The sequence below is a fragment of the Mesorhizobium sp. M7A.F.Ca.AU.002.02.1.1 genome (assembly GCF_003998535.1).
Classification (GTDB): Bacteria; Pseudomonadota; Alphaproteobacteria; order Rhizobiales; family Rhizobiaceae; genus Mesorhizobium; species Mesorhizobium ciceri.
In genome coordinates this window covers 1-22,058 of the sequence record NZ_RZPB01000022.1, presented here as the reverse complement: position 1 = coordinate 22,058, position 22,058 = coordinate 1, and the positions used below count along the sequence as shown (strand labels likewise).

The window sequence follows — 22,058 nt, the reverse complement described above, 5'->3', positions numbered from 1 at the left end:
GGGTTATTGCATGCCTTCCGAACTTGCTGCCTTGAGCCTCCAGCCGAATTGCGCGCGCTGATGAAGGAAACTGGTGGGTCTGGATCTGCAGTGTTGCGACTTTGATCGATGCCCTTATCTTGGCGTTCGAGTCGGAAGAGCGCTACATCGCAAGACCCACTATTGAGGGGGCGCTCTTCTGCTATCGGAGGCACGCGGCTTAGTGCAAAACTTTCCAATTTCGAGACAGAGGTTAGCCGATGCCGTCCGAAGGCGGGGGTTGCAGGTTCGAATCCTGTCGGGTGCGCTCGACGGGTCCGGGACAACGGAAGCCCACAAAGAGATTGCGACCGACCGGGTAGGCACCAGTGCGCGTCGTTTCCACATGTTCATTCCTTTTTGAGGATCTCGCCAAGATCGGCGAGGCGGTCGATCACGTGGTCCGGTCTGAATGGAAATCGCTCCATGTCAGCCCGCGTGCTCACCCCAGTAAGAACAAGGGCTGTCTTCAGACCCGATTCCAATCCGGCGACAACGTCCGTATCCATTCTGTCTCCGACCATGATCGTATCGGCTGCGCTAACTCCTAGGCGGTCGAGCGCGCTTCGCATCATGAACGGGTTCGGTTTGCCGACGAAATAGGGCTGACGGCCGGTAGCCTTTTCGATCAGGGCTGCGACCGCGCCGCAGGCCGGATGGAAGCCGCGCTCGGTCGGGCCGGTGGCATCCGGATTGGTGGCGAGAAACCACGCGCCCTTTGCCACAAGCTCGGCGCCGGCGGCGATCTGCTCATAGTGGTACGAAGTGGTGTCGCCGAGGACCACGAAATCCGGGGCAAACTGCGTGATCCGACAGCCTGCGTGCCGAAGGGCCTCGACCAGTCCGTTGTCGCCGATGACATACGCGGATGATCCGGGCTTTTGCAGCTCCACGAACCGCGCAGTGGCGAGCGCCGATGTGTAGATGTGCTCAGGCTGAACGAGGAAGCCAACCGCCCTCAAACGTTCGGCATGATCCTCCGGCGTGAAGCGGGAGTTATTGGTGAAGATCTGAAACGGCTTGCCGTTTGAGACCAGCCCGGCGACATAGTCGATCGAGCCTGCAATCGGCTGGCCGCCGCGGACTAAAACCCCGTCCATATCGAGCAGGTGCGCTACGATCATCAGACTTCGACCCCTGATGTTGTTGGATGGACGCATGGCATAAGTCGGTTCTGGGTCACGTGCGTTGTTCCCTTTTCCAGATGTTTGCGCGGGCAATGTACGCACCGAGAGCAGTGTGGGAACGGCATGGGATCGCTGGTGGGGCAATTAGGACATTGCGGCGTGCAAAAGGGTCCATCGCACGGCCCGAATGTCCCTTAACTGATCCTTCCCTGCTGACAGATCTTGCCGACCGGGCGATGGAGGATGCAGCCAAGGTCGGTATTTCGCGATCATGGTCGCAGCCGTCGCCAACAGTGCGGGCGGCATTCCGGGGTGCCACGCGGAACTGAATCGCGCGCCGATGCTTGAATCGGGTTCGAGTAGCTCTGGGTGGCGTGATGCAAGACAAGCGTTTCGATATGCCCGTTTCGGTCGCGTTAGGCCGGTCGGGCAACACTATCTACAAGGTTGAGCGCGTGGCGCAGGCGGCCGATGTGCTTCTCAATCGTTGGCCGGCGGTGACGGGGAAAAGCCATGTGGCCGCTCGAAGGGCCTGCCTGGCGGTCTTGGACGGGATCAAAGAAGCCAGCGTGGCAAGGGCGGCGTTCGTGAAGGCCGCGGCTGACGCAGACATCTTGCGCGAGGACGATTATGGCCGTGGCTAAGAAGGATCAGGAGCGCGTCGGATATGCCTGGCTCTATGGGGTGCAAGCGCGCAAGGACGGAAGGGAGCGGGTCGTGCCGGAGTTCTGGAGGGAATATGCCGACGCCTGGTTGCAGGGCTTCGATGGCCAGTCCATCCAGGGTGCCGGCAAGGCCGAGCCCGTCGGCGATCAGATGGAAGCGGAGGTCGATGAAGCTGGGGTCAGCAAACTGTAGCTAACAGGCTAGAGCGGCTTGCCGGCGCGTACCATAGCTCGTGCGATCGCGAGCTCGGCTTCCGTCTTGGCATTCTCTTTCTGGGTCATGTTGTCGGCGGCAATGAGCCGCTTCAGCGCCCGCAATGTCTCACCCCGCGTCCAGCCCACCTCCAACATGCAATCGAGGATCGCCTGAAAGCCGGGCTCCATGGCCTCCTGGCAGTCTAGCGCGCGGTCCGCGTAGTCATGGTCATCCTGGTGTCTGGGCGAATCGATCATTCTTCACTCCATGTCCGGCACTTCGCCGTTGGTGAACAGCACTGTCGGCGGCCCATAGTCGCCAAGCGCCGGGTCGGCGTCGCGACTCCATGCTATGACACCGACGTGGTTTGAAGCCAGCGCCTTTGCCGTGCGGATCGCGCGGTCTTCGCTTTGCTGGTCGGTCGGGCCGTATGCGGTGAACAGGTCGCCATCCTCGCCGCGGTCGAACGCGACGACAACGATCAGCTTCGGCTTTTTCTGATCTGGCACATCGTCGGACACTCAGTGCGTCCTGCCGGAGCGGAGATGCATCTCGATCTTGTTGATTGCCTTGGTGAGGACATCGACAGCCTGCAGATTGACGGCGAAATCGAAGTTACCTTGCACCGTTTCGAATATCAGAACGCCGACCTTGGTCTCGGCGTCGCTCATCATGCCCATTCCAATGCCGGTCGGCATATAGGGTGGTTTTTCTGACATGGTCTCTCTCCTCAGATGCGGTGTGGGCTTGTCGGCAGTTCGGCCATCCGGCCGTGCGAACTGAAGTGGCCAAGCGCGATCGACAGATGATGGCGGCCATGAACCCGCTCACCACTATTCGAAATGCATCGACTGGCCGCGCATCATCGCCAGGGTCAGTGCGATTGCAGGATTTGCAGGCGGCTTCTCCATAAGCAAGGAACCGTCGAAGTCGCGCCACGCCGCCATGCGCAATTCGTCATCATCATCATCCCCGGCTGCCGGGTTGAAGACGTGAGCGTCGCAAGGATCTCGCTCAACCTCGATCGTCCAGTCCTTGAGCGCCTTGCGGGCCATTTCTTCCACCTGGGCAAGGTCGCTGGTGAAGAAGGGGATACGGTCGCCATCTTCCGAAAGCGGCTCGACCCGATCCAGCGTCGGCCGCTCGGGCACCCAACCAAGAACGAAGGCAATATCGAAATCAATCTGGCGGTCCGGGCCAGCTGTGACCTCAAGCCGTTTGACGACGTCAGGATAGAGCTGTTTGCGCGCCGGCCACGTGTCCGGAAGCGCCTCGGCTTGCAATCTCGTTCGGGGAACGTCGATCAGTTCCATGACCTGATGGCGCGGAATTGTGTCCTCCGTCCAGCCCGCACAACATGCAATTGTCGCAGCTTCGTCGGCTTCTTCCCAGATTATGGCCGCTCGGTCCTCATCCTCGGTAGGTTTGTCGTCTTCCGGAAAGCCTTTGATATCCCACCCTTCCAACGCGAACAAACCTTCCGCGCCTTGCAAGGCCGTTATGCCGGCTCGCGCGAAAACTGCTTCGGCTGCCGCGACACCGCGTGCCAGTTCTTTGGACGTTGCACCTTCAATGTTCAAGCGAAGTTCCATGGTTCGCCTCCTGTGCCAATCGTGTTGACAGTGAACAAAATAAGAACATTGGAGTCAATAGGCTGTTGCCGACACAAGAATAAGATCTGTCTTTTCAACGCGATAGCCCACTGGACAATGATCGACGCATGATCCCGTTTCCAAGGCAACTGCTTCCATCGCCGATCAAGATGCGGACCGCCGCGGACGGGGACAGTCGGTCCCGCGTCCCGTCCTGCGGCCGGCGCTATGCTGACGCTCCTACGGCTGTCCTGTTAACCGCCCGCGGCGGGGGCGAATGTCCTCCGTCCTGCGCGCGACAATGTCCGCATTTGCGGACGCGCGCAGGACTGCGGTTTATGCGCCGTTTTTCCTTTGGCCGCCGGCAGTCGCCGGCGCGACGCCCAGCGGGCTATCGTGGCCTTCGACCGTATCGTGCTGTCGGTAAACGACTCTATCGGCGTCACCAGGCAGTGGTCGCTCCAAACCTTTCTTCCGCAGCGCCACCTCGCCGTGCCATTGACTCTTTATTAGGAAGAGAACAAATGAGGAACATACCATCGGCATTTCGCGTTCAGGGGACAGATGAGTGCATCGGCGCCAAACGCTGCCATTACCGATCTGCGAGAGCGCATTGCGCGTCTCGAAGGCGGCAATACGCGCGAACGAGCGGTGCTCCCCTTCGGCGTCACTGCCATCGACAGCCATCTGCCAGGGGGCGGTGTGGCTCTTGGCGCGCTCCATGAAGTTGCCGGCGGCGGCAACGGCGTCATCGATGGCGCCGCCGCATCGCTTTTTGCGGCGGGTATTGCGGCCAGAACGCAAGGCAAGGTGCTGTGGTGCGTGACGCGCCAGGATCTGTTTGCGCCGGCAATCGCCCAGGTCGGACTTCACCCCGACCGAGTGATCTATGTCGAAGCCGGTGACGACAAATCCTTGCTCGCCTGCTTCGAGGAAGGTTTGCGGCATGTGGGGCTTGGCGCTGTGGTTGCCGAAGTTGCCCGGCTGTCGATGACGGCCTCGCGACGTTTGCAGCTCGCATCGGAAGGCTCCGGCGCGATGGGCATCGCCATCCGCCGCTGGCGCCGCCAGACCGAAGCCGCCGATTTCGGGCAGCCGACGGCGTCTGTTACGCGCTGGCGGGTTTCTGTCTTGCCGTCGCGACCGCTTCCCGTGCCAGGCGTCGGCCGGGCACGATGGCAACTTGAATTGATCCGATCACGTGGAGGGGAAACGCTCGATATCGAAGTGGAGGCTTGTGATGCAAAGGGTCGTCTCGCTCTTCCTTCCAAGGTGGTCGACCGACCGGCTCAGAAGGAAATTGGGCGACGTCTCGCCGCCACCGGATAGACCCTTGGTGCTGGTCGGGCAGCAAGGCAACCGTCGCTTGGTGGTAGCAACAGATCGCGCGGCTGTGGAAGCGGGCCTGCGGGTGGGAATGCCGGCAACGAAGGCACAGGCGCTCGTTCAGGGGCTGGCGGTCATGGATGCCGAACCCGAGGCAGACGCTGAGGCATTGGAGCGGCTGGCCCTGTGGGCATTGCGGCGGTACGCGCCGATCGTCGCTGTGGATCCTCGGGACGGATTGGTCATGGATACCACAGGCGCCGACCACCTTCATGGCGGCGAACAGTTGATGCTGGCCGATATGGTCGAACGTCTCAGCCAGGTCGGCTTCTCGGCGCGCGCAGCCATAGCGGATAGCTGGGGTGCTGCTTACGCTGTTGCGCGTTACGTCAAGCAGACCGTCAGCGTGGTCGCCATCAACGCAACCCAGGATGCGATTCTTCCACTGCCCATCGCGGCACTGCGGTTGCCCGACGCAATCGTCAGGGGTTTGCAGGTTCTCGGCTTCGACAGGGTAGGCGAGCTTCTGCAGCAGCCGCGCGCGCCACTGACGTTACGCTTCGGGCCGGAACTCGGCCGCCGCCTTGACCAGGCTGCTGGACGCCTCGCCGAGCCGATAGAGCCGGTGCGGTCAGCGGATGTGGTCGAAGTCAAACGTGCCTTTGGCGAGCCGATTGGTGCGGCCGAGACAATCGCGCGCTATGTCGGCAAGCTTGTTCAAGCGCTATGTGCCGAACTGGAGGGCAAAGGCCTCGGCGCACGGCGGCTCGACCTGCTGCTCTACCGCGTCGATAACCGCATCGAAGCCGTTCGCGTCGGCATGGCCTTGCCTGTCCGCGATGTGAAGCGGCTGACGCGGTTGCTCTGCGACAAGATCGAGACGGTCGATCCGGGCTTCGGGATCGAGTTGATGCGCTTGTCCGCACCTGTGGCCGAACCGCTGACACCCAGGCAGACCATTTCGTCACTCATCGAGCAACAGGACGCGGACATCTCAGACCTGATCGACATCCTCGGCAATCGTGTCGGCGAGGAGAGGCTCTATCGGTTTGCCCCGGTGGCCAGCGACGTGCCCGAGCGATCATTCCGGCGGGTGGCCCCCGCCTCAGCCGAAACTGGCCAGGCATGGCCAGACCATTGGCCGCGTCCGGCCCGCTTGTTTGCCGTTCCAGAGCTAATCGAGGCGATAGCGCTACTGCCCGATCATCCGCCGGCGAGCTTTACCTGGAGAGGCATCCGGCGACGGGTCAAGCGCGCCGATGGTCCTGAGCGGGTTTTCGGCGAGTGGTGGAAGCGCGATGCCGAGCTTGCCGCCGTGCGCGACTATTTCCAGGTCGAAGATGAAGCCGGCGAGCGGTTCTGGATCTATCGCGCAGGCGATGGCGAGGATGCCGCGACCGGTTCCCATTTGTGGTTTCTGCACGGCATTTTTGGATGACGGCTTCCTACGTCGAATTGCAATGCACCTCGCATTTCTCCTTCCTTCGCGGCGCTAGCTCCTGCGAGGAATTGTTTGCCCAAGCAGCATGCATGGAGATGCCGGCACTTGCCATCTGTGATCGCAACAGTCTGGCCGGCATTGTCCGCGCGCATGAGGCCGCCAAGGCAACCGGTGTCAGGCTGATCGTCGGTTGCCGGCTGGATCTGGCGGAAGAGATTTCCATCCTGGTCTATCCGACCGATCGCGCGGCTTATTCACGGCTTTGCCGCTTGCTGTCGCTGGGCAAGAAGCGTGGCGGCAAGGCGAAATGCATGCTCCATTGGGCCGACCTTGTCGCCTATGGCGAAGGCCTTGTTGCGGTGCTCGTCCCCGACCAGGCCGACGACACATGCTCGATGTGGCTGCGGCGGCTGCGCGAGGCATTTGGCGATCGGGCTTACATGGCGCTTACGCTGCGGCGCCGTCCCAATGACGCGCTGCGGCTGCACGATCTGTCCAATCTTGCCGGACAGGCCGGCGTGCTAACGGTCGTCACCAATGATGTCCTTTTCCATAAACCATCACGGCGCATTCTGCAGGATATCGTCACCTGCATCCGCCACAATGTCACGATCGATGATGCCGGGTTTCGCCGCGAGCGGCATGCCGACCGCTACCTGAAACCGCCGGACGAAATGGCACGGCTTTTTGGTCGCTACCCCGAGGCGCTTACGCGGACGCTTGAAATCGCCGAGCGTTGCCGGTTCTCATTGGGCGAGCTTGCCTATCAATATCCCGAGGAGCGCATGCTGCCGGGTCTGACACCGCAGCAGGCCTTGGAGAAACTGACATGGGAAGGCGCGAAGGAGCGCTTTCCCGAAGGTGTGCCGGACAAGGTTGTCGGCACGCTCAGGCATGAATTGCAGCTCATCGAGAAGCTGCAATACGCGCCCTATTTTCTGACGGTCAATGCGATCGTTCGCTTTGCCCGCAGTCAGGACATCCTTTGCCAGGGCAGGGGGTCGGCCGCCAACAGCGCCGTCTGTTATGTCCTGGGCATCACGTCGATCGATCCCGACCGCAACGATCTTCTGTTCGAACGCTTCGTCTCGGAAGAGCGCCGCGAGCCACCCGACATCGATGTCGACTTCGAACATGATCGGCGAGAAATCGTCATGCAGTGGGTGTTCGACACCTACGGCCGTGAACACGCGGCTTTGTGCTCTACCGTCATTCGCTATCGCTCCAAAGGCGCCCTGCGCGATGTCGGAAAGGCGCTCGGGCTGCCTGAAGACCTGATCAAGATGCTGTCGTCGCAGGTGTGGGGCTGGTCGGACGAAGGCGTCCAACCCAAGCACGCCGAGGAGCTGAACCTCAATCTCGGCGATCGCCGGCTGCGTCTGGCGCTTGATCTGGCCAGGCAGTTGATCGGCGCGCCGCGGCATTTGTCGCAACATCCCGGTGGTTTCGTCCTGACCCGCGATCGGCTGGACGATCTGGTGCCGATCGAGCCAGCCGCGATGAAGGATCGTCAGGTCATCGAATGGGACAAGGACGACATCGATGCGCTGAAGTTCATGAAGGTCGACGTGTTGGCGCTCGGCATGCTGTCCTGCATGAAGCGTGGCTTCGATCTCCTGTCGCAACACAAGGGCATCACGCTCGATCTCGCAACGATCCCGGCAGAGGATCCGCGCACCTACGCCATGATCCGCAAGGCCGATACGCTGGGCACCTTCCAGATCGAATCCCGCGCCCAAATGTCGATGCTGCCGCGCATCAAGCCGCGGACCTTTTATGACCTGGTGATCGAGGTAGCGATCGTGCGGCCAGGGCCGATCCAGGGCGACATGGTGCATCCCTATCTGCGCCGGCGTGAAGGCAAGGAAGAGGTGGTCTATCCCAAGCCTGAGCTCGAAAAGGTGCTCGGAAAAACGCTGGGCGTGCCGCTGTTCCAGGAACAGGCAATGCGGGTGGCGATCGAATGCGCCGGCTTCACGCCAGGCGAGGCCGATCAGCTGCGCCGCGCCATGGCGACCTTCAAACACACTGGTGGCGTCTCCAGCTTCGGCGCCAAGCTGATCGGCGGCATGGTGAAAAACGGCTATGAGCGCGAGTTCGCCGAAAAGACCTTCAAGCAGCTGGAAGGCTTCGGCAGCTACGGCTTTCCCGAAAGCCATGCCGCGAGCTTCGCGCTGATCGCCTACGCCTCCTCTTGGATGAAATGCCATCACCCCGATGTCTTCTGCGCCGCTCTCCTCAATGCTCAGCCGATGGGCTTCTACGCGCCGGCGCAGATCGTTCGCGATGCCCGCGACCATGGCGTCGAGGTGCGTCCAGTCTGCGTCAACGCTTCACGCTGGGACTGTACGCTGGAGCCCACTGAGCACGAAGAAGATCGGTTTGCCGTTCGCCTCGGCATGCGGATGGTCCGCAGCCTGGCCAATGCCGATGCGGCGACCATTGTCACCACACGAGCCGATCAACCGTTTGTGTCCGTAGACGACCTCTGGCATCGAGCCGGTGTTCCCGCCGCCTCGCTGGTTGAACTCGCCCAGGCCGACGCGTTTCAGCCTTCATTGTCGTTGGCGAGGCGGGAGGCCTTGTGGGCGATCAAGGCCCTACGCGACGAGCCGCTACCGCTGTTTGCTGCCGCCTCCGCGCGCGAGCAGCGGACGGTGCCGGAGATCCAGGAGCCCAGCGTTACGCTGCGTGCCATGACATCAGGCGGCGAGGTCGTCGAAGACTACGGACATGTCGGGCTGACTCTGCGCGAGCATCCTGTTTCGTTCCTGCGCGCCGATCTGCGCCGCAAGCGCATCGTCTCTTGTCGAGAAGCAATGCAGGCGCGTGACCGACAATGGCTGGAGGCGGCCGGGCTCGTGCTGGTTCGCCAACGGCCTGGCTCAGCCAAGGGCGTGATGTTCATCACGATCGAGGACGAGACCGGGATCGCCAACCTGGTTGTGTGGGTCAAGGTGTTCGAAAAATATCGCAGGGTCGTGCTCGGCGCCGGCATGATCGGCGTCCATGGGCGGATTCAGCGCGAAGGCGAGGTGGTCCATCTCGTCGCTCACCGTTTGAGCGATCTTTCCGCCGATCTGGCTAGCGTTGGTGATCGGGATGCTGCCTTCCCCCTGCCGCATGGGCGCGGTGACGAGTTTCATCACGGCAGCCCGACGCCCGACCCGCGCGGACTGCCGAAAGGGCCGCGGCCGAGGAATATCATCGATCCCTATCTGCATATTGACCAGATCAAGGTGAGGACACGGGATTTCAAATAGTTCTGAGCGCGGAAATCGGCTGGGGGTGGCTCTGGCTAGGTTGAGCACTTGAACCTTGAAGACGCAGGCACGCCAGTCTCTTGTTCCTAAGGGCTCGGCCGACAGAGACGTCCCATCATGGACGGGTTCATCATGGACGGCGACCCTGGACATGATGACGCCACCGGCATCCAAGAGTCTGATAGGAGACCCGAACAATTGAGCGTAGCATTTGCTAAGTAGGAAAGTGCAGACGCCGCGTCGGAAACCATCTTGCCGGCTCGCCCTATCTCCGATCGGATTAACCTCGTCACGGAGGCGGGTCTCAGGATGCTGCAGATTGAATTGGCTCGCGCTCAGGTGGCGTGAATCAGGTACTTGAGCAGCGCTACAACCTTGTCGCTAACATCCATATCAAACGGTCGATCGACGACAACATGCACATCGACGCTTGGTCCGTTCCGTGCTTTCTCATCATTGGCACCAGTCCGCAAGACAAGTGGCTGAGGCAGTCGTTCGAACTGTTCAGAGGAAACCAGCGCGAAGTCGTAGTCATCACTTTCGACGAACTGCTCGGCAAATTGAAGGCCGTGCACGAATTCCTTTCGACAAACCCCCTGAGTCCGACCCGAACGACGGCGTTGTCTGATCTAGGTCAGGCCGTTGGTCGCCAGAAGCGGACTCAAGTCGGATGACACGAGCAGGGGCATATGAGATTCACCGAAACCTGTGACAGCATTTGGTCGGCAACGGGAAGGCGCAGCCAGGTAATGACTATACGCATCCTCATAGACAGCAGCGTCTGGTTGGACATCCTAAAGAACGCCCGTCTCGATCCGGTGCTCACCGCGATCGAGGACCTGGTCGCCGTCGAAGCCATTTCGCTGATCATGCCAGAACAGATCGTGTTCGAGTTCGACAGGAACAAGGACAGGGTCAAGGACGCCAGAAAGACCACGCTAGTCGGGACCGTGAAACGTTTTCGCGAAGCGCTGTCGCAGATCGACAGCGAGGCCGAGCGCGAGCAGGCACTGCAGGCTGTCAGCGCCATCGACCACAAGCTGGCGCTCACCGCAGACACCGGTGAGAAGGTGATAACGCGGATCACGGAGTTAATGGCGAAGGCACCAGTGATCGCCGTGACCGACAGCGTTAAGCTGAAGGCCGCCGACCGGTCGCTTACGCGTGCGGCGCCGTGTCACCAGACCAAGAACAGTATCGCCGATGCCATAATCCTCGAGGCTTATCTCGAGGCCATGGCGGCGGACGGCGCGCCGGACAGTCAATTCGTCTTCGTCACGACCAACACCAACGACTTTTCCGCGGTGCCGGCGACAAGCAGATGCCCCACCCCGACCTCGAACCGCACTTCGCCGACCAGAGATCCACCTACTCGACCCAGATCGCCGACGTGATCCGCGATGTCGACGAAAGCATCCTCGACGAGTACACTTTCGGAGATGACTTCTATGAGGAGCCTCGGAAGTTGTCAGAATTGCTCGAAGCCGAACATCTGCTGTTTCGGCAGGTTTGGTATAATCGCCACCAGAATCTGCGGCGTCGAGTCAGCACCGGTGAGACCAAGTTGGTAGATGCGATCGACCTGACGCAGCGCCCGGTCACATCCCTGATGACGCGCGACACGTGGGCCGCAGCGCTTGAAGCAGCCAAGCGAACTGAGGATGAGGTTGGCTCGGATAACCTTGGTCCTTGGGACGATTTCGAATGGGGTATGCTCAACGGCAAACTCTCGGCTTTGCGCTGGGTGCTCGGCAACGAATGGGACATGTTGGACACGTGACGCAATGAAGAAGGTAGATGATACGTCTGGCTGGTCCAGCTAGATTCGAATGGCGATCGAGGTCGAGGTGGCTGGGAGCCAGAAGAGAAAAGCAAATCGCTCCAAACCGGTGCCCGTTTCCGACGCCATGTGTCGGCTCGACCTTATGCTGAAGGCCCTCGAAAGTGAGATAAGGGGCGCGATCTGGGCGAAGGCGACGCTTGAGGTCGGAAACACTATCGTGATGGCCGACTATCACGGCCAAACGTTTGATGGTGCCAACTGCTACAATGTGCTTCGAAACAGCACGCAGACAGCTCTAATCCTGTCGCTCTGCAAGCTATTCGAGAGGCCGCGCGGCCGTCAGGGAAAGTCCGAGGTGACGGCCTTCAACCGCAGCGACCTGGCTTCAATCCCAGTGTTCCTTCATCTGCTCAGGCAGAAACGTTGCCGTGCCAAATTGGTCGAACGAGCGTCGACAGGCTGGGATGGAAATTCTCTCGGCATGTCGAAGATGTGGGAAGGCGATTGCATGGCGGCTTTGCATCGCTGCGACGATACTGCACGCCGCCTGACATCGCCTCTTGGTCGACGCGCAGCAGCCGCGTTGGGTGTTTTCCGTGATGACCACGTCGCGCACCTTTACGCCGAACCGCGGGTTTGGAACGCCAATCGCTACAACGAGCTATTTCTCCTGCTCGATATTGCGTCGGATCTTGTCTCGCATGCGTGCATTGCGTTTCGGGGGTGCAACCTCGATTTCAAGGAAAGGGAGGAGATCTGGATGGGTGAGGCGCATGCCTTTTGGAAGCCTGCCCTGGCTGCCGCGACTGCGGCCGATCCATACTCGATTTAAGGCATCAACACTGTGGCAGCGGCCTAGGAGCTATGGCAGGTTGAGCTGGTATTGGGCAATGGCTATCTGGTGCCAACCGCAAGCGGGTCCCCGCCTCCATCCTGGACGACATTGGCAAGGTTCAACTACGAGAGGCTGTCCGAAAGCGGCTAGGTGATCGCATTGCGGGCTCGTGACTCTGAGCATCTAGGTCTGCTGCATCGAGTTCGAACGTCGCTTGCTACCACGACTTAGCGTCCGCGAATGGAATCTCGATGCCTGCCAAAATCAAGCGGCGCGAACGTCCCCTCCTGGCATGCGGGCCGCCTGTCTCTGCCGACCGAAATTTGGGCGCATTCCTGATCGACAGATCTGGGCCGGATAGACCGACAGCTAACGGGACGAGATCATCTAAAGCGGTCCTTCCGCTGTCGATGCCAAACGCGGATCTTGGAAGTGTGGGGTGCCAAGTGTCAACATCGTCATCCGCAGGGCGGGTCGGCGCTCCATGACATTGCTATCAGTCTGCGTGCCTACCAACGCTACGCAATCGCCTCGGTACGCGAGACCGTGCAGTCGATCGACGTGCCCCTTCATGGTGGCGAGCGGCGCTCGCGAGAAGCCAAAGCCCCAGACGCAGGTGGCAAACAGCTTCATCGTCTCACCTCACGCCCGGAACAGGTCGGTCACTCGGGCGAACGGCTGTCGTCGCTCAGAGTGATGGCGCGCCTTCTTGCGGATGATCTCCCCTAAGTCGAGCCGCCGATTGAGTGCGTGGTAGATGTCGGTTCCGTCCATCATGATCAAGCGGCGTGCGGTGAAGGCGTCGAAACTCTCGCCCGAGAAGCCGCCATACGAGACGTAGAGGCCCCTTGTCCAATCCGGGCGCTCAAGCAGCTTCCCCTGAAAGCCATGCAGCATCGCGGCATCGACCGGGCGCGTCTGCCACTTGGCCTCGACCAGATAGGTACTGCTGTCATGCTGGAACGAGCCGTCGATCTGCTCTCCAACAGTGCGGAAAGAGGCGTGGGCATCCAAGCCCCACATGTCGCACCAGCGTTTGAGAAAGCGCTCGAACGCGTAGCCCCGCTTCTGCGGCGCCTCGTCCATCGCAGTCATCGCCAGGAATTCCTGCTCCATAGCTGCGATTACGGCATCGCTCGGCCCCTTCGGCTCAGGCATCGGTGGTGGCGGTGGCGCGGCGTTCGGATCGGTCGGCAGCGGTTTTCCCCCAAGTTTGACCAGGAGGTTGCCTAGGCGCTGCCGAGCATTGTACACGGTCTCGGCCTCGCCGCGGTCAAGCATGCCCGCTTCGCGATACTCCCACAGGGCCGTGAGCGTCCGCACTACCTCGGTACTGGGCGCTATTTCGAGAAAGGCGCGGAAGTGCTTCCCCTTGGACGTTCCATGTATTGCGTAGCGGTCGTGGTAGATGTCGATCTTAAGATCACGATTGAAGAACGCTGCGAACCGGTCGTTGCTGAAGTCCAGCACGTAGCCCCCGTACATCCCAAAGATGTTGTCAATCAACGCCATGTCAGTGGTTGTTAGTTGCGCCATCGATTCGCCCAGTCACTTTTGCTGCAGGCTAATTTGGCGAGCTGTAGGCTCGCATGCAATTCCGTAAAAAGAGTGGCCAGCGCTTTGGGAGTCAGCGACGCCGCGCGCAATCCGCGCAACATGTCCGTTGTCGGCACCGGCACTTGATAATAGAGCCTGACTATGAACCCTTTCATCGTTTTTAAGGCGAAAAATAATCAAGCGTTGCGCATGGTCCAACACACGATACTGAACATCGCGCAGACCTCAACCTAGTGAGTGCCAACACAGATGCTTCATAACTGTCCCCCGCCAATACCGCTCCTCAACCGTTGGCTGCGCGGAGCTGCGCGGGTGAATGGCAATTACGGACATCTGCTGTTCGAGCAGGCGGCGCCGATCGATGATGATGTCGTCGCTGAACTGCGGCCCTATTTCGAATCCGCGCACTTCGACGCGCGTGACGTGTTTCACAGTGCCGCCCGAATAGACCTGCATCCCGATGCCGACGGCCCAGGTGGCAATGCGCAGTATCCAAATTGTTTGCCCGCCACCGCCAAGAAAGGGCTGTTCGGCGAGGTGATGGCCGGGCTCATGACCCAGGCCTACCAGTTCATCGGCGGCCACCAATGGTCGATCCCGATCTTCTTGTTCCGCTACCATGCGGAGGTCGAGGCCTATATCTTCGATCTGGCGCGGGATCCGGCGCGCGTCCGGGAAATCTCCGGCCGTCATGGCAACGACTTCATCGCGCTCGGGATCGATCCGGCCACGGGCCAAGTGGTGCGGTTCATAGCCGGCGAGGCCAAATGGCGCGCTTCGCTTACGCCAAGCGTGATGGACGAGATGATGCTCGGCAGTTGGACCGGCCCGGCGGACGCTCGTGTTCGTGCCAATGATGGCGTCTGGAATGAGCTGAACCGCGGTCTGACGGCGCCGCAGGGCCTGGAGCAGATGCACCGCCTGCTGTGCGAGAAGGCGCGCGAGCAGTATGCTGAGGCGATCGTGTCGCTTGATCGCGCTCTGCTGATAGGCGCTACCCCTCTTCCGCGAACCGATCTGGTATTTGTGGCGGGGAACAAGGCCGCTAGACGGAATCCCGGCGATACCTATTTGCCGGGCGTCGCACCGCCAGTGGAATACACCGCAGGACGGCCACTCCAAGTGATCGAGCTGGTTGTCGAGGGGGGCGTCGACCTCATCGAGCGGCTCTATCGCTCGCTTTGGGTCAATCCCTGATGGCGCGGCTCGACGAGCAACGGCGCGCCCTCGCAATGAACATTCGCTCCGATCGCGGCGCCGAGAATGAGCTGACGCCCGCGCAGGCACGTCTGTTCGTCCGAAGCCTGCAAACCTCGTGGCTGGTGCCGCCGATCGCGTGGGGGCCGCGAGAATCGCATGAGCAGTTCGATGATGCGCGGCGACTTCTGCATGGCGCCGGGATCTTCCGTGAGATTGATGGTGAGGACTCGCCGGAATCGCTTAGCTGCTATCGTCGCGCGGCCGAGCTGCTCGAATGGCTCGCGCGATCCTCCGATCCGGTGACACGCGATGTGCCAGTCGGCCTGCTTGCCGCCGGCGCGTACCAGCTGGCCGGGCTGCCGGCGATGGCGACCAGCCTGCTACGCCAGGGTCGCTACGGTGGTGGCGTCGCCGAGATCTTCGCAGCCTTCCTTGGCGCAGATTTCGAGCGTCTGCTCGCGCGTACTGCGGCCTTTTGGGCTGACAACGCGGCGCTCACTGGCCGCGACGGCTCGGGCCCATTGCTGGCCGCTGAAGATGAGGCGGATACCGAGACTGACGATCCCGCCGAAGACGGTCCTCAGGCCGCCTTCGCGGGGGGCGATCCACACGTCGGCGAGGCGCCACGCACCGAGAGCAAGATCGGGTGGTATGTGGTGGTCGAGCTGGTGCGGGCCGTCGGTCTCATTGGCGACAGCCTGCGCCGTGGCAATGAGGACAGGCTCACACAGGCAATCACCAAATTATCTGGCCTCAGCGCACTGGCGACCCGTCTCTCGAGCGATGAACTATGGATCCTGATCAACCTTATCGAGGCAACAGCAGGGCGCTTTGCGGCCAACAGCCTCCATCGCCGCGTAGCGCGGCTCGCCGAGCGGGCGCCCGAGCTACAGCCTCGCATGTGGCGGTTCGCTCGTGAACAGTTCGCCCGGGGTCGGGGCGTCTTGTGGACGTCGCAGGTCCAGGGTCTGGAGCGCCTGATTGCGAGCGACAGCTTCGCGCTTTGTACGCCGACCGGATCGGGAAAAACGCTCGTCGCGAATATGGCGATCGTGAAGGAGCTACTTCTCGTCGATGCCCAGCCGGGACAAGCGCCGCTGGCGCTGTATCTTGTCCCATCGCGGGCCCTGGCGAGCGAGGTGGAAGCAAAGCTGACGGCTGAGCTGGGGAACGACCTAATCGTGACTGGCCTCTATGGCGGGGCGGATTGGGGTATTACAGACTATTGGTTGACCGCTGATCGTCCCGTCGTGTTGATCGCGACCGTCGAGAAGGCAGAAGCGCTGATGCGCTATGTGGGCCATCTGCTTGTCCAGCGGCTGCGTCTCCTCATCATCGACGAGGCGCATCAGGTTGTCAGCGAGGTCGACGCCAGTGCGCAGGAAGCGCTTGCGTCTCACAGCAGTCGCGCGATGCGACTTGAGTCGATGGTCTCGCGTTTGCTGGCGATCAAGCCCGACATGGCGCGGATCGCGTTGACGGCGGTGGCGGGCGGCGCAGCGCTCCCTGTCGCCCAATGGATAGAAGGCCGCCTAGACGCGACGCCAGTTGGGCTCAGCTATCGCAGCAGCCGACAGCTGATAGGCGGGCTAAGAGTGGACACCCGACGTGCACCGGAAGCCGTGCTCGATATTATGAACGGGCAGATGCTTTACGTTCGCGGGCGTGATGCTCCAGTCTATCTGCCACTGCGCATCCCTTTGATGCCGCTCCCCGCACCGATCATCCGGAACAGCCTGCCGCACTACAATCAGCTCTATGTGCTGTGGACTGCGCTGCATCTGCTCGAAGGCAACCGGCGGGTGTTGATATCCGTGGCCCAGTCACCCGAACGGCTCATGAAGCGCTACGCCGAGGCTTTCGATCTACCGGGCTGGCAGAATGTGCCGCAGTTCGTGCCCCCGGCTGATCCGGATGGACAAGCGCGTTTCCAGGAAACCCGCGCAGCCTGCATCGACTATTGCGGTGCGGGGTCGTTTGAGGTGCGGCTGATCGACCACGGCATCGCGACAAGCCATGGCCAGATGCCACAACGCCTGCGGCGGCTGATGACGGATCTCATCGACCGTAGAATCTGTCCGGTCACACTTGCGACGGCAACACTCACGGAAGGGGTGAACCTGCCGTTCGACATCATATTCCTGACCAGCCTCGAGAGAAGGAGCTTCGATGCGCAGGCGCAACAAGCGATTGTCGTGCCGATGTCGACTGCGGAGTTCCGTAACCTAGCAGGTCGAGCCGGGCGGCCGGGGGCGGCTGAATCAATCGAGGGCATGACGCTGGTAGCCGTGCCCGAGGCGCCTTCAACCACGGCGCCGAGCCACCGCAACGAGCAGCTGAATCAAATACAGACGGCGGCACAGGACTATAATAACCTGCTTGGTCGGCTACAGGCTGAGGATACAGCCGGTGTCGTCCACAGTCCGCTGGTCGTACTGTTGCGTTCGATCTGGGTGAAGGCTGCGGCGCAGTTCGGGCTGCAGAACCTCGATCAGTTCCTCGCCTGGCTGGAAGTGACGCTGCCCGAAGCGGCCGGCGCCAACCTAGGTGTGGTGTCGCGAACGACGGCTGACCAGCTTGGCGACAGCCTCGATGAGCTCGATGGGTTTCTTCTCGCCGCCAGCGAGGAGCTGACGCGAATTGAGCTGGTGGGCATCGATGGTGCGAGAACCGAAGCCTTCCTGCGCGACCTCTGGCAACGCACATTCGCCCGGGTCGCCGCAGCCGAGGAGGCGTGGCTGGAGGCCAGTTTCATCAAGCGCGGGCGGGCATTTGTCGAGCGGCTCTACCCTGATCCCCAGCAACGGCGCCGGCTCTACCAGTATGGCTTCACGCCCTACATCGGACGTCGTTTCGAGCTGGTCGCGCCGCAGCTGATCTCGGAGCTACAAGCGGCTGCTGAGTATGGGACATGGACGGCTGAGCAGCGCTTCGCTTTGCTAGTCCGGCTGGGTGAACGGGTGCGCGCCGAGCCCGGGATCGGCTTTCGGGTCCGCGACACGGTCGGCGACCAGCTGGTTCTGGCCAACTGGCGCGGCGTCCTTGGATGGTGGATGCAATTGCCAGGCGCGGTTGCGCCGGACGCCGAGCGCCTCCGGGCGTGGCAGCGGTTCGTGGCTGAGAATGTTGAATTCAAGCTTGGGGTCGCGGTCGGCGCGGCGGTGGCGCAGGCCTGGGGTGACAAGGCCGGTACGCTGGAAACGCCGACCCTCGAGACCTGGCGCGCGACCAGCGGCCTGCCTTGGATCGGTTTCTGGTTTCGCGAGCTGCTGCGTTGGGGAACGCTCGATCCATTCGTCGCCTTCGCACTTGCGCAAGGGCTGGCGCGAACGCGTCAAGAAGCCGTTGCCCGGCGTCCCGAGTTCGAAGCGTGGCTTGTAGGGGAGGGGCTCTATCTCAACGCCGAGACGCTGATAGATCCGCAATGCTTCCTGGCGTGGCAAAGGTCGCTTGCGGCACAGAGAGATGCCGTCGAGATAGTGCGGGGAAGTGCGGCTCAGCTTACGCATGTGGATGGGCGACGAGAATCCTATGACGTTCGTCCAATTGTCGGAGCCGATGGGATCGAATGGATAGACGCGGCAGGATACTCCGTTGCCCAATCCCCTTATTCTGCGGCATTGCTGACCGCCCGTCCCGATGGGCACGATTTCATGGTCGTAACCCGGCCTGCCGTCGAAGTTACCCGTACATACTAGCGCAAGATGAAGGAGAGCCTGTCGAAGTCAGCGTCCAAGGCCTGAGAGCCCAGGAGAACGTCCGCTTGCAGAAATTAGGCAGATGGAGGCAAACGGCCGACGTTGGGCGCAAAGCAGTCATGCTGGCTTCACGTCGGAGGGTTTGCTGAGGCTCAGAACCGGACAGGTGAAAGGTTACTTTGTCCCATATACCCCTTGGGTCGATGAATGCCCCGTTGACGTTAAGAATAGCCGAGTCAGTCGCTCCCTTCTCGTACGGTTTCTACCGCCAGCGACCCGGCCGGGAGGGCCTTCAAGAGCTCGCCCTCCGGTTTCGTGAGGTGTATCCATGCCGCCCAGTCCTCCGGGCGCAGCACCACAATCTGGCGATTGTGGATGGGCGCTACATCCGGCCCGGGTTCTGTCGTCAGCATGGCGAATGTCGGTGGATTGTTGCCTTCGCCATCGCGCCACAGGCCGGCGATCGCCATGAAGGGAGCGCCATTGAGCGTGAAGCGATGCTTCGCCTTTGGAGACTTCTTCCCGGTGAATTCGAAAAAAGCTGATGCCGGAATAAGGCAGCGCTTGCTGTTGGAGAAACTCCGTCCGTCAGAGCGGAAGTTGAAGACCGGCCCGCCTTTTGGCCCGGAGGGCGGAAAGGCAAAGGTCATGCGCGTGAGTTCGATCGTGTCGCCGGCGGCGCACATGATCGGGGCGGGGTCACTGATGCGGATGTCATCCGCCTGCAGCAGATCCAGTTCAGTTTGATGGGTGGGAATGTCGAGCGCCAGCGATTGCATCATCCGGCAATATTCTGCCCAGGCGATATGCTGCTCGTAATCATTGCACATAGCTGCCCCACGCGTTCCGTCGGTTGCGAGGTTATGCCAAATAGCGCGGCTTAGCGGCCGCGCCAGCGTCCATCGCCTGTACTCATCGAATTGCCGATTCCGGGCCCGGCATCGATCCTGTGATTGAAGGGCGACGATGGAATTCATCCACGGCTAAGCGCTGCCGTCTGTGTCGCTCTCCTCGTCGACCGCACATACCGGCAGATACGCGTTCGTCTCCAGCCACTCGCGCAACACAATCTGTATGACGTCCGATCGGCCTATTTTCATACCCGCCGCTGTACTGTTGAGCGCGTCCTCGGTCGCTGGCTCTAAGGACACGCCGGCAACGTTCCTGAGCATCAAAGCCGCGCGACGAAGGATGATCTGCAGATCCGGTCGCGACATGTTGGCAATGCGATCCGCGGCGCTTTCAAGCTCTTCAGCAAAGGACAGGCGCGTCATCGTCGGTTGTGGCGCCGTTCTCTGCGCCCCTTTTTCTTTTCCAGCTCCGCTGTAATGTAGGCGGAGGCGTGCTCCCTAGCTCGCCTCGTGTTTTCGCGCCAGCGTTCCAACATCTCTAGCGGGTAGTACAACTCGGGGATAGTCGTCGCGGCTGCCGCGGCCGTCGATAGCGGTTTCCACTGCTCCGCACTCGCTGAAGGCCTTTCAGCCACTCGTACTTTTGCCAGAGCCAGCACGAACCCAATAGACAAACGTCGCATTTCATTAGGATTGCGGAATCGCAGCGAATCCGCAAGCCCCGCTGGTCACTCGCCCGCCGAGACGGTTGTCAAAGCGGCCCTCTCAAAGGACCGGTTATTCGAGGCATCAATCGGTCAACACCCGGCCATCTCAGCTTGCCAAGGGCCAACCGGTTGGTGGTCACAGCATATGAAGCAATTCAGTCCGACACGATCGACTCGCAAATTTACCCAGATCGAATTGCGTTGATGTCAAAACCGAGAATCTTAAGTATAGTGGCGAGAGGCTGGGGGGGCCTCTGTGTGGTGGACGGACGCAATCTAGAGCGGATTACAATCGAAATTCCACAGAGCTTTCGAAGTTTTGTGGAAGGCGCTTTGCTGCGCGTTCAAGCCCAGTATCCGTCGCTTGGCTTTTCAGTATCAAGTGAGGGCATAGAGATAGCTTCTCTTCCGCCGGACCATCTGGATAAGGTGCGCAAGAGCATTCTGCATACCGTTTATCGAGAAAAGATCTACGTCGAGACCCTGCCGCTTCGCCAGGCGCTGATCAATGCGGTCACTGCGAAATGAACGTTTGGCCACTTAAGTTTCGAGAGCGTCCAAACGGCGAACTTCTTTTCACCGATGATGCCGGTGGATTCTTCGCAGCAGATCGTGACTTTCTAGAGAGGTACACAGGCGGCGCTTTGTCGGTTGTCGATCGGCATTTTCTTCGCGAAAACGGTCACACGTTCGAACGCGAAGGCGATCCTGACTGGATGTCATTTGCCTATCGATGGGCACGGAGGCAGTCGAAGCAGCAAGACCTCTCCTACCTTATCTTGGTCCCCACACTCCGCTGCAATTTGACGTGCGGCTATTGCCAGGTTTCGCGCGCCCCGGAATCCGCACAGGGCTTCGACTGGAACGCTGAAACATTGAAGGCCGTGCTCGACTTCATCGACGCGATGAAGGGTCCGGAGATCAAGATCGAGTTTCAGGGTGGAGAACCCTTGCTTCGGATCGATCTGCTCGAGCAGGTTCGCGCTTTCACCCGCTCAAAGTTTCCGAATAGCCAGTTTGTTGTCTGCACAAATTTGCAGCGCTTGGGCGACCAAGAGTGGACTTTCCTTGACCAGCCGGACACGTTCGTCAGCACCTCGTTGGACGGAAATCACGAGACCCACACGCGTCAGCGTACGCATGATCCTCTGGTTACCGACACGTTCTTTGGCAACCTGGCAGAGGCCGTGCGTCGCCTTGGCCCCGGCAGGGTTTCAGCCTTGCCGACGATAGACGTAGACCGACCGCCAGATTTCACAGACCTCGTCGATAATTTCGAGCTTCACGGAATAAGATCGATCTATCTGCGGCCGATAAATCACCAAGGTTTCGCACGACGTCGAAAGCGCGATCCAAATTCAATAGCCAAATGGAATGCGCTTCACTCTGATTTCATCGACTCCCTTATCGACCGCAATCACCGCACCGGCCGATTTGTCGAGGAGTATTATTTCAGCCAGTGTTTGCGCCGGTTTCTCAGATCGGGAGCCGATGACCACGTCGACCTGCGCAATCCAAATTTCTTCGCGTCGGACTATATCGTCGTCGATCACGATGGGCAATTGTACCCTACCGACGAAGCTCGGATGCTTTCGCGTATAGGACGCGTTGATCTGTCGATTGGCACAGTTGCCGAAGGTCTTGATCAGACGAAAGTTCGGCTCCTGAACCACGCGTCGATCAACAACTTCGACGCCGACTGCATCCACTGCGTCTATCAACCCTTCTGCGGAACGGACGTCGTCGATGACCTGTCGCGGGACGGACGCGTTGATCTGGTTCGCAACGAGACCTGGTGC

The 22,058-nt window shown here is 60.7% G+C and carries 21 protein-coding genes and 1 pseudogene; 13 read left to right on the top strand and 9 right to left on the bottom strand.

All coding sequences use genetic code 11. The annotated features are described in order from the left end of the window. Positions 1-368 precede the first annotated feature (368 nt). The gene (locus tag EN879_RS03140; protein ID WP_063170771.1) at positions 369-1,142 is read right to left on the bottom strand and encodes an HAD-IIA family hydrolase; all 774 of its coding nucleotides are present in this window, start codon (positions 1,140-1,142) and stop codon (positions 369-371) included. A gap of 380 nt (positions 1,143-1,522) precedes the next feature. Here EN879_RS03140 and EN879_RS03135 point away from each other — a divergent pair, with 380 nt between their 5' ends. Further along, the gene (locus EN879_RS03135) at positions 1,523-1,789 is read left to right on the top strand and encodes a DUF982 domain-containing protein (RefSeq protein ID WP_015314855.1); all 267 of its coding nucleotides are present in this window, start codon (positions 1,523-1,525) and stop codon (positions 1,787-1,789) included. Then, the gene (locus EN879_RS03130; protein WP_063170770.1) at positions 1,776-2,003 is read left to right on the top strand and encodes a hypothetical protein; all 228 of its coding nucleotides are present in this window, start codon (positions 1,776-1,778) and stop codon (positions 2,001-2,003) included. The genes EN879_RS03135 and EN879_RS03130 overlap by 14 nt, the downstream gene beginning before the upstream one ends. A gap of 8 nt (positions 2,004-2,011) precedes the next feature. On the opposite strand, the gene EN879_RS03125 is transcribed toward EN879_RS03130, so the two are convergent. From EN879_RS03125 to EN879_RS03110, 4 genes are all read right to left on the bottom strand, one after another. Continuing rightward, positions 2,012-2,263 carry a hypothetical protein gene (locus EN879_RS03125; protein WP_063170769.1) on the bottom strand — a complete coding sequence of 84 codons (252 nt, stop codon included), beginning with the start codon at positions 2,261-2,263 and terminating at the stop codon, positions 2,012-2,014. Between the two features lie 3 nt (positions 2,264-2,266). After that, positions 2,267-2,527, bottom strand: a complete 261-nt coding sequence (locus tag EN879_RS03120; RefSeq protein WP_063170768.1) for a hypothetical protein — start codon at positions 2,525-2,527, stop codon at positions 2,267-2,269. Then, complete coding sequence (locus tag EN879_RS03115; RefSeq protein ID WP_082826783.1) at positions 2,528-2,725, bottom strand: hypothetical protein; 198 nt, start codon at positions 2,723-2,725, stop codon at positions 2,528-2,530. A 114-nt stretch (positions 2,726-2,839) separates the two neighbouring features. Then, on the bottom strand, positions 2,840-3,598 hold the full coding sequence (locus EN879_RS03110) for a hypothetical protein (protein WP_127273942.1): 759 nt from the start codon (positions 3,596-3,598) through the stop codon (positions 2,840-2,842). 564 nt (positions 3,599-4,162) lie between these two features. Here EN879_RS03110 and EN879_RS03105 point away from each other — a divergent pair. From EN879_RS03105 to EN879_RS39705, 4 genes and pseudogenes are all read left to right on the top strand, one after another. Next, positions 4,163-4,927, top strand: coding sequence for an ImuA family protein (locus EN879_RS03105; protein WP_063170766.1), 765 nt, complete (start codon positions 4,163-4,165; stop codon positions 4,925-4,927). Further along, positions 4,839-6,362, top strand: a complete 1,524-nt coding sequence (locus EN879_RS03100) for a DUF6504 family protein (RefSeq protein ID WP_063170765.1) — start codon at positions 4,839-4,841, stop codon at positions 6,360-6,362. Before EN879_RS03105 ends, EN879_RS03100 begins: the two co-directional genes overlap by 89 nt. Beyond that, the gene (locus tag EN879_RS03095) at positions 6,359-9,628 is read left to right on the top strand and encodes an error-prone DNA polymerase (protein WP_063170764.1); all 3,270 of its coding nucleotides are present in this window, start codon (positions 6,359-6,361) and stop codon (positions 9,626-9,628) included. The genes EN879_RS03100 and EN879_RS03095 overlap by 4 nt, the downstream gene beginning before the upstream one ends. A gap of 198 nt (positions 9,629-9,826) precedes the next feature. Next, positions 9,827-9,973, top strand: a pseudogene (locus tag EN879_RS39705) (transcription elongation factor); the annotation flags it as partial. Here the strand turns inward: EN879_RS39705 and EN879_RS39700 are convergent. Continuing rightward, positions 9,964-10,203 carry a hypothetical protein gene (locus EN879_RS39700; RefSeq protein ID WP_244514435.1) on the bottom strand — a complete coding sequence of 80 codons (240 nt, stop codon included), beginning with the start codon at positions 10,201-10,203 and terminating at the stop codon, positions 9,964-9,966. The pseudogene EN879_RS39705 and the gene EN879_RS39700 sit on opposite strands and share 10 nt — an antisense overlap. A gap of 174 nt (positions 10,204-10,377) precedes the next feature. Here EN879_RS39700 and EN879_RS03080 point away from each other — a divergent pair, with 174 nt between their 5' ends. The 3 genes from EN879_RS03080 to EN879_RS03070 are packed head-to-tail and all read left to right on the top strand — an operon-like array spanning position 10,378 to position 12,243. Next, on the top strand, positions 10,378-11,022 hold the full coding sequence (locus EN879_RS03080) for a PIN domain-containing protein (protein ID WP_063170762.1): 645 nt from the start codon (positions 10,378-10,380) through the stop codon (positions 11,020-11,022). After that, a complete protein-coding gene (locus EN879_RS03075; protein WP_063170761.1) occupies positions 11,019-11,408 on the top strand; it encodes a hypothetical protein in 390 nt (129 codons plus the stop codon). The genes EN879_RS03080 and EN879_RS03075 overlap by 4 nt, the downstream gene beginning before the upstream one ends. A 49-nt stretch (positions 11,409-11,457) precedes the next feature. Then, complete coding sequence (locus EN879_RS03070; RefSeq protein WP_063170760.1) at positions 11,458-12,243, top strand: hypothetical protein; 786 nt, start codon at positions 11,458-11,460, stop codon at positions 12,241-12,243. Between the two features lie 645 nt (positions 12,244-12,888). On the opposite strand, the gene EN879_RS03065 is transcribed toward EN879_RS03070, so the two are convergent. Next, positions 12,889-13,782: a restriction endonuclease gene (locus EN879_RS03065; protein ID WP_063170758.1), complete on the bottom strand. Its 894-nt coding sequence runs from the start codon at positions 13,780-13,782 to the stop codon at positions 12,889-12,891. 333 nt (positions 13,783-14,115) lie between these two features. Here EN879_RS03065 and EN879_RS03060 point away from each other — a divergent pair, with 333 nt between their 5' ends. Together EN879_RS03060 and EN879_RS03055 are read left to right on the top strand one after the other, a co-directional pair. Then, complete coding sequence (locus EN879_RS03060; RefSeq protein ID WP_245441364.1) at positions 14,116-15,000, top strand: aminotransferase; 885 nt, start codon at positions 14,116-14,118, stop codon at positions 14,998-15,000. Then, the gene (locus EN879_RS03055; RefSeq protein ID WP_063170756.1) at positions 15,000-18,701 is read left to right on the top strand and encodes a DEAD/DEAH box helicase; all 3,702 of its coding nucleotides are present in this window, start codon (positions 15,000-15,002) and stop codon (positions 18,699-18,701) included. Before EN879_RS03060 ends, EN879_RS03055 begins: the two co-directional genes overlap by 1 nt. Positions 18,702-18,937: 236 nt before the next feature. Here EN879_RS03055 and EN879_RS03050 read toward each other — a convergent pair whose 3' ends face one another. Together EN879_RS03050 and EN879_RS03045 are read right to left on the bottom strand one after the other, a co-directional pair. After that, positions 18,938-19,531: an SOS response-associated peptidase family protein gene (locus EN879_RS03050; protein ID WP_063170755.1), complete on the bottom strand. Its 594-nt coding sequence runs from the start codon at positions 19,529-19,531 to the stop codon at positions 18,938-18,940. Between the two features lie 153 nt (positions 19,532-19,684). After that, positions 19,685-19,975 carry a hypothetical protein gene (locus tag EN879_RS03045; RefSeq protein WP_063170754.1) on the bottom strand — a complete coding sequence of 97 codons (291 nt, stop codon included), beginning with the start codon at positions 19,973-19,975 and terminating at the stop codon, positions 19,685-19,687. A gap of 542 nt (positions 19,976-20,517) precedes the next feature. Here EN879_RS03045 and EN879_RS03040 point away from each other — a divergent pair. Together EN879_RS03040 and EN879_RS03035 are read left to right on the top strand one after the other, a co-directional pair. Then, positions 20,518-20,787, top strand: a complete 270-nt coding sequence (locus tag EN879_RS03040) for a hypothetical protein (RefSeq protein WP_127224628.1) — start codon at positions 20,518-20,520, stop codon at positions 20,785-20,787. Then, a partial coding sequence (locus EN879_RS03035; protein ID WP_127273941.1) for a radical SAM protein occupies positions 20,784-22,058 on the top strand: 1,275 nt, incomplete at its 3' end. The genes EN879_RS03040 and EN879_RS03035, both read left to right, overlap by 4 nt.